This is a genomic window from Actinomycetota bacterium (genome assembly GCA_036280995.1).
Lineage (GTDB): Bacteria > Actinomycetota > CALGFH01 > CALGFH01 > CALGFH01 > CALGFH01.
On sequence record DASUPQ010000361.1, the window covers coordinates 1 to 6,862 of the forward strand.

6 protein-coding genes are annotated in these 6,862 nt (G+C 77.4%); 2 read left to right on the forward strand and 4 right to left on the reverse strand.

Annotated features, from left to right (window positions below; translation table 11 throughout):
- Positions 1 to 2,799: AAA family ATPase (locus VF468_12145; protein HEX5879048.1), on the reverse strand; the 2,799-nt coding region annotated here is incomplete at its 3' end.
- Between the two features lie 113 nt (positions 2,800 to 2,912).
- On the opposite strand from VF468_12145, the gene VF468_12150 reads away from it, so the two are divergent.
- On the forward strand, positions 2,913 to 3,659 hold the full coding sequence (locus tag VF468_12150) for a hypothetical protein (GenBank protein ID HEX5879049.1): 747 nt from the start codon (positions 2,913 to 2,915) through the stop codon (positions 3,657 to 3,659).
- Here VF468_12150 and pcaB read toward each other — a convergent pair.
- Positions 3,605 to 4,939: a 3-carboxy-cis,cis-muconate cycloisomerase gene (gene pcaB, locus VF468_12155; protein HEX5879050.1), complete on the reverse strand. Its 1,335-nt coding sequence runs from the start codon at positions 4,937 to 4,939 to the stop codon at positions 3,605 to 3,607. The genes VF468_12150 and pcaB overlap by 55 nt on opposite strands.
- Before the next feature lie 92 nt (positions 4,940 to 5,031).
- Between pcaB and VF468_12160 the strand changes: the two genes are divergently transcribed.
- Positions 5,032 to 6,204 carry a 4-hydroxybenzoate 3-monooxygenase gene (locus tag VF468_12160; protein ID HEX5879051.1) on the forward strand — a complete coding sequence of 391 codons (1,173 nt, stop codon included), beginning with the start codon at positions 5,032 to 5,034 and terminating at the stop codon, positions 6,202 to 6,204.
- On the opposite strand, the gene VF468_12165 is transcribed toward VF468_12160, so the two are convergent.
- Together VF468_12165 and VF468_12170 are read right to left on the reverse strand one after the other, a co-directional pair.
- Positions 6,180 to 6,632, reverse strand: a complete 453-nt coding sequence (locus tag VF468_12165; GenBank protein ID HEX5879052.1) for a response regulator transcription factor — start codon at positions 6,630 to 6,632, stop codon at positions 6,180 to 6,182. The genes VF468_12160 and VF468_12165 overlap by 25 nt on opposite strands.
- Positions 6,629 to 6,862 (reverse strand): ATP-binding protein (locus VF468_12170; GenBank protein HEX5879053.1); only part of this gene is annotated, 234 nt, incomplete at its 5' end. The genes VF468_12170 and VF468_12165, both read right to left, overlap by 4 nt.

Genomic DNA, 6,862 nt, shown 5'->3' on the forward strand with positions numbered 1-6,862 from the left:
GGCGCCGGCCGGCCGCACCGGCTCGGGGAGGCGGGCCAGGCGGATGGCGGCGCGCAGCTCGGGGGAGCGGGCGCCGTGGCCGGCGGCCAGCACCATGGCCCGGCCGTAGGCGCCGGCGGCCTCACCGGCCGAGGGGGGGTCGCGGGCCAGCAGGTCGCCCCGGATCCGGTGGAGCTCGGGCAGGTAGTAGAAGGGGCGGGCGGTCCCGACCATCCGGATCGCCTCCTCGACCACCACCAGCCCCTCCGCCGGGCCGGCCGTCGCGGCCACGGCCTCCCCGAGCAGGCCCAGGTAGTAGGGGTGGTCGAGCTCGGCCCCGGTGGCCAGGTAGCCGGCCAGCCCGGCCCGGAGCTGCTCGACCCCGGCGGCGTCGGCGGCGGTGACGGCAACGGCCCAGCCGCCGAGGATGGCCGCCTGGGCGCTGCGGATCGGGAAGCCGTGCTCGGTCGCGGCCGTCAGGGCGCTGGTCGCCCAGCGCAGCGTGGCCGCCGCCTCCCCCCGGTACTGGTGCAGGTAGGCGAGCTGGACCTCGGCGCTGGCCAGGCTGTAGGGGTGGGAGGTGGCCAGCGCCCGGGCCTGCTCGCCATGGTCGAGGGCGCTGTCCGGGCGGCCGAGGAACCACAGGGCCAGGGCGGCCCAGTAGTGGCAGCAGACGGCCGGGTGCTCCCCGAACGCGGCCAGGTAGGTGTGGTCGCCGCCCTCGTCGTACAGGGCCAGCCCCTGCTCGGCGTACCCGGCCGCCCTGGCCGCCGCCCCCTGGTGGAAGGTCGAGCAGGCCAGCAGCTCGTGGGCCTCGACGGCGAGGTCGCCGATGCCGAGCCGCAGGATCCGCTCCAGCAGCGCCTCGGAGCGGTGGTAGCGGCCGCGGAACTCGGCCACGGCGGCCAGGCCGTGCAGCACCAGGGCCAGCTCGTGGGGCCGGTCGAGGGCGACGCAGAGCTCGTGGGCCCGGGTGTAGGCCGCCTCCAGCTCCGGGGAGGCGAACCCGCGGATGGCGACCAGCGCCGGGCCCAGGGTCATCTGCGCGGCCAGCTCCGCCTGGTCCCGCTCGGGGCCTTCGGGGAGGTGGGGCAGGGCCGCCAGGAGGGCCTCCAGGTGGCCGGCGGCCTCGCGGGGGGCGCTGCGGCCCAGCGCCTGGGTGGCCGCGGCCTGCAGGTAGGGGACCGCCCGGGCGTGGTCGCGGGCGGCCAGGAGGTGGGCGGCCAGCTCGGCCGCGTGGCCGGTCACGGCCGGCCCGTAGGCCCGTTCCAGCCGGTCGGCCACGGCGGCGTGCAGCCGCGTCCGCCGGCCGGCCGGGATCCGGTCGTACAGCACCGTCCGGTGGAGGTCGTGGTCGAACCGGAACCCGGCCGACACCGTCCCGTCCGCCCAGGCCACCGGGCCGGTGGCCCGCAGGAGGCGGCCGTGGCGGGCCAGGGCCGCGCAGCGCTCCTCGACCGCCTCGACGCCGGCGGGGCCGTCACCGGCGGCGGTGGCGGCGGCGAACTCGACCCCGGCCACGGCGGCCGCCTCGAGCATGGCCAGGTCGGCCGCGGCCAGCCGCTCCAGCTGCAGCTCGAGCAGGCGGCGGAGGTCGTCCGGGACCTGCCCGCCGTCGCCGGCGGGGCCCGACGCCAGCTCCCAGCGGCCCTCGGCCGGCCGCAGGACGCCGGCGTCGGTCCAGGCCTGGGCGAGCTGGACGACGAACAGCGGCACCCCGTCGGTGCGCCGGTGCACCAGCCGGGCCAGCTCCTCGGGGACCTCCGCTCCGGGGAGGTCGCGGCCCAGCACCGTGGCCACGGCCGCGACGCCGAGCTCGCCCAGGGGCAGCTCGGCGGCCAGGCCCCGCAGCCGGAGGTCGGCGCCGACAGCCGCGATGGACGCGCCGCCGGCCAGGGCGTCGGCCGGGCGGTAGGTGCCGGCCACCAGCAGCCGGGCCGGCGTGGGCCGCCGGGCCAGCCACTCCAGCAGGTCGACGGTGGAGGGGTCGGCCCAGTGGAGGTCCTCCAGGAGCAGGACCAGCGGGCGGCCGGCGGCCACGGCCTCCAGCGCCTCGGCCGCCTCCCGCAGCATCCGCTCCCGCGTGCCGCCCAGGGCCCGCCGTTCCAGGTCGTCCCGGTCGCCGGAGTCGACCAGGGCCGGCATCTGGACCAGCCAGGTCGGGGCGAGGCGGGACAGCACGGCCACCGCCCCGGCGTCGGCCCGGCACAGCCGGTCGAGGGCGTCGAAGACCGGCAGGTACGGCTCGGGGGCGCCGCGCTGCTCGAGGCACTGGCCCCGGGCGACCAGCCCCGCCTCCCCCTCGACCCCGGCCGCGAACGCCTCCACCAGCGTCGACTTCCCGATGCCGGCCTCGCCGGTGACGAACACGACCTGCCGCCGCCCCGCCTGGGCGAGGCCGTGCAGCTCCTGCAGCCGCGCCAGCTCCGCCTCCCGCCCCACCGGCGCCACCCCGGCCGGGACCGCCACCGGCGGAGCCGGGGCGCCGGGCCCCCGGGCCGGCGCCTGGGCGGGCTCCTGGACCGGGGCCAGGAACCGGTAGCCGCGGCCGTGGACGGTGCGGATCACCCCCTGGGTGCGGCCGCTGTCGCCGACCGCCCGGCGGGCCGCCTTGACCCGGCTGGCCAGGGCCGAGTCGGTCACGAAGCGGCTGCCCCAGATCTGGTCCAGCAGCTCGGTCCGGGGGACGACCCGGTCGCGGTGGCGGACCAGGTAGGCGAGGACCTCGAACACCTGCGGCTCCAGATGGCAGGGGACGCCACCGCGGCGCAGCTCGTAGCGCTGGTCGTCGAGCTCGCAGTCCCCGAACCGGTAGATCATCCGCCCCGTCTCCCTGGTTTCTCCATGCCGTCTTCAAGGTCACCGGCCGCCCGGGAGCTAGCGTCAAGTCTGCCATCCGCAGCGCCGCCCGTTCCGAGCAGAAGGTGACCACGATGTCCGCCGAGCCGATCACCCCGCCCAGCCAGCCGCAGCAGCAGCAGCAGGCGTTCATGCAGGCCCTCACCACCGAGCACTTCACCCTCCAGACGGCCCGCGCCGTCGCCGTCAACGAGGGCAACGGCCGCACCGCCCTGTACATCGGGGCGCTGTCCAGCACCCTGGTCGCCCTCGCCCTGGTCGCCCAGCGGTCCCCGCTGGGCGAGGTCTTCTTCGTGGTCGCCCTGACCGTCCTGCCGGCGGTGTTCTTCCTCGGGCTGGTCACCTACGTCCGGGTGCTGCAGAGCTCGGTCGAGGACATCATCTACGCCAGGGCGATCAACCGGATCCGGCACTACTACACCGAGATCGACCCCTCCCAGGCCCACTACTTCCTGCTGTCGGGACGCGACGACGTCCGCGGCGCCCTGGCCAACATGTACGTCAGGGACTCCTGGACCCAGTTCCTGTTCACCATGCCGAGCGCGGTCGCGGTCATCAACGGCCTCCTTGGCGGCGTCACCGTCGCGCTGGCCGTGGCCACCGCCGCCCACCTCGCGCTGCTCCCGACCGTACTCGCCGGGATGGCCTCGGGCACGGTGATCCTGGCCCTCCACGTCGCCTACCAGGTGCGCCGCTTCGCCCGGATGCGGGCGAGCGTCGAGGCCCGGTTCCCCTCGCAGCGGCGGGCCCGGCCGGCGCCGGCGGCCTACCGGTGGGCGGCCAGGGCCCGGCCGATCAGCGCCGTGGCCGAGCCGAGGTAGCGCCCCGGGTCGAGGGCCCGGTCGATCCCGGCCGGGCCCAGCCGCTCGGCCACCTCCGGCGCCGCCAGCAAGGTGTCGCGCAGGGGCCGGCCCTCCTCGGCGGCCGCCCGGGCCGCCTGGTCGACCAGCTCACGGGCCCGGGCCGGGCCGAGCGGGCCGGCCAGGGCGGCCACCACCGCCGCGGCCATGGGCAGCCCCCCCGACGCGTCCAGGTTGGCCCGCATCCGGGCCGGGTCGACCTCCAGGCCCTCGAGCAGCTCCCGCGACCAGGCGGCGGCCGACCCGGCCAGCCGCAGCAGCTCGCGCTGCGGCTCCCACTCGGCGTGCCAGCCGCCGGCGGCCCGCTCGTGCTCCTGGGCCATGACCCCGAGGACGGTGGCGACCAGGCCCGGCACCCGGGCCGTGCAGGCGGCCACGGCCACCGCCCCGACCGGGTTGCGCTTGTGGGGCATGGCCGACGAGCCGCCCCGGCCCGGGCCCCCGCCCTCGCGGACCTCGGCGACCTCGGTCTGGGCGAGCAGGGCGACGTCGCGGGCCACCTTGGCCAGCACCCCGGCGCAGCCCCCGAGGGCCGAGGCCAGCGCCGCCGGCCGGGCCCGGACGGCGTGCCAGGGCAGGGTCGGCTCGGCCAGACCGAGCTCGGCGGCGAACCCGGCGAGCACGGCCAGGCCGCGGTCGCCGAACGCGGCCAGGGTCCCGGCGGCCCCGCCGAGCTGGACGGCCAGCTCGTCCCGGTCGACCTCGGCGAGCCGCCGGCGGGTCTCGTCCAGGCCGACCAGCCAGCCCGCCGCCTTGAGGCCGAAGGTCACCGGGACCGCCTGCTGGAGCAGGGTCCGGCCGGCGACCAGGGTGCCGCGGTGGGCGGCGGCCAGGGCGGCGCAGGCGTCGGCGGCGCCGGCCAGGTCGGCCAGCAGCGGCGCCAGGGCCCGCCGGGCGACCAGCATGGCCGCCGTGTCGAGCACGTCCTGGCTGGTCGCGCCCTGGTGGAGGTGGCCGGCGGCCGCGGGCGGGAGCCGCTCGGCCAGCCGGGCGACCAGCGGCACCACCGGGTTGCCGCTGGCGGCGGCCAGGGTGCCCAGCTCGGCCGGGTCGAACCGCTCGGCCGAGCACGCCTCGGCGATCGCCTCGGCGGCCCCGGCCGGGACCAGCCCGGCCTTGGCCGACGCCCTGGCCAGGGCGGCCTCGGTGTCCAGCATGGCCTGGAGGAAGGCGCGGTCGCCGACCTCGCCGGCCACCGGCCCGCGGCCGAACACCCCGCCCAACAGCGACCCTTCGGGCATGGCATCCTCCTCCTCGGTGGCATCGTACTGGGGCCCGGGGGCTCATGAAGCGAAGCGGCAGCCCCCGGATGGGAAGGGGACGGGGAGCGGCCATGCGGACGCAGGTGGGGATCGTCGGGGCGGGACCGGCCGGGCTGCTGCTGTCGCACCTGCTGGCCCTGGAGGGCGTCGAGTCGGTGGTGCTGGAGCTGCGCAGCCGCGAGTACGTCGAGCAGCGGGTCCGGGCCGGGGTGCTGGAGCAGGGCACGGTCGAGCTGCTGGAGGCGGCCGGGGTGGCCGGGCGGCTGCGGCGCGAGGGCATGGTCCACCACGGCATCGAGCTGCGCTCGGGCGGCCGCCGCCAGCGCGTCCCCCTGACCGACCTGACCGGCCGGTCGATCACCATCTACGGCCAGCAGGAGGTGGTCAAGGACCTGATCGCGGCCCGGCTGGGGGCCGGAGGCGAGGTCCTGTTCGAGGTCGAGGACGTGCGCCTGGAGGGCGTCGACGGCGACCGGCCGACGATCCGGTTCCGGGCCGGCGGCCAGGACCAGGCGCTGGCCTGTGACGTGGTCGCCGGCTGCGACGGCTTCCACGGCGTCTGCCGCGACCACGTCCCGGCGGCCGCCCGGGCCGTCTTCGAGCGGGCCTACCCGTACGCCTGGCTGGGCGTGCTGGCCGCGGTCGCGCCCTCCTCCGAGGAGATCGTCTACGCCGCCTCGGACCGGGGCTTCGCCCTCCACAGCATGCGCTCGCCCGAGCTGACCCGCCTCTACCTCCAGGTCGACCCCGACGAGCCGGTCGAGCGCTGGCCGGACGCGCGCATCTGGGAGGAGCTCCAGGCCCGGCTGGCCACCGACGACGGCTGGACCCTCGACGAGGGCCCGATCCTCGACAAGGGCGTCACCGGCATGCGCAGCTTCGTGGTCGAGCCGATGCGCTTCGGCCGGCTGTTCCTGGCCGGCGACGCCGCCCACATCGTCCCCCCGACCGGCGCCAAGGGCATGAACCTGGCCGTGGCCGACGTCAAGGTCCTCGCCGAGGCCCTGGCCGCCTGGTACCGGACCGGCGCCAACGACCTGCTCGACACCTGGTCGGCGACCTGCCTGCGCCGGGTGTGGCGGGCCCAGGACTTCTCCACCTGGATGACCGGCCTGCTCCACCGCGCCCCCGGTGACGACGCCTTCCAGCGCCGGGTCCAGCAGGCCCGCCTCGACTACCTGGCCGCCTCCGAGCCGGCCGCCCGCAGCCTGGCCGAGAACTACGTCGGCCTGGAACGGGTCTGAGCCAGGCCCGACTGGTAGGCGAACACGACCAGCTGGGCGCGGTCGCGGGCGTGCAGCTTGGTCATGGCCCGGCTCACGTGGGTGCGGACGGTGGCCGGGCTCACGACCAGGCGGTCGGCGATCTCGTCGTTGGCCAGGCCGAGGGCGACCAGGCCGACCACCTCCCGCTCCCGGCCGGTCAGGATCACCACCCGGACCCCGGCCAGGCGCGGGTCGGCGGCGATCGTCCGGGTCGCCTCGATGCCGTCCATGACCGGCATGCGCACGTCCATCAGGACCACGTCGGGCAGCTCACGCCGGACCAGCTCGACCGCGGCCCGCCCGTCGCCCGCCTCCCCGGCCAGCTCCAGGTCGTCCTCCGCCTCGAGCAGGACCCGGGCCCCGGCCCGGAACAGCGCCTGGTCGTCGGCTACCACGACGCGGATCACCGGGGGAGCCTCGCCGTGACCCGGAAGCCGCCCCCGGGCCGGGGCCCGGCGTCCAGCTCGCCCCCGGCGGCGGTCACCCGTTCGCGCATCCCGGCGATGCCCGACCCGCCCGACCGGCGAATCCGCCGGTCGGAGTCTGTTGCTTGTCGGCCGAAGGCGGACTCCGAGCCGTTGCCCTCGTCACTGACCTCGACCACCACCTGCTCGGGCTCGTAGGCGACCCGGACGGT

Coding starts and splice junctions, on each gene's coding strand:
- VF468_12150 (HEX5879049.1), top strand. CDS start 2,913: ATGTCCGCCGAGCCGATCACCCCGCCCAGCCAGCCGCAGCAGCAGCAG.
- pcaB (HEX5879050.1), bottom strand. CDS start 4,939: ATGCCCGAAGGGTCGCTGTTGGGCGGGGTGTTCGGCCGCGGGCCGGTG.
- VF468_12160 (HEX5879051.1), top strand. CDS start 5,032: ATGCGGACGCAGGTGGGGATCGTCGGGGCGGGACCGGCCGGGCTGCTG.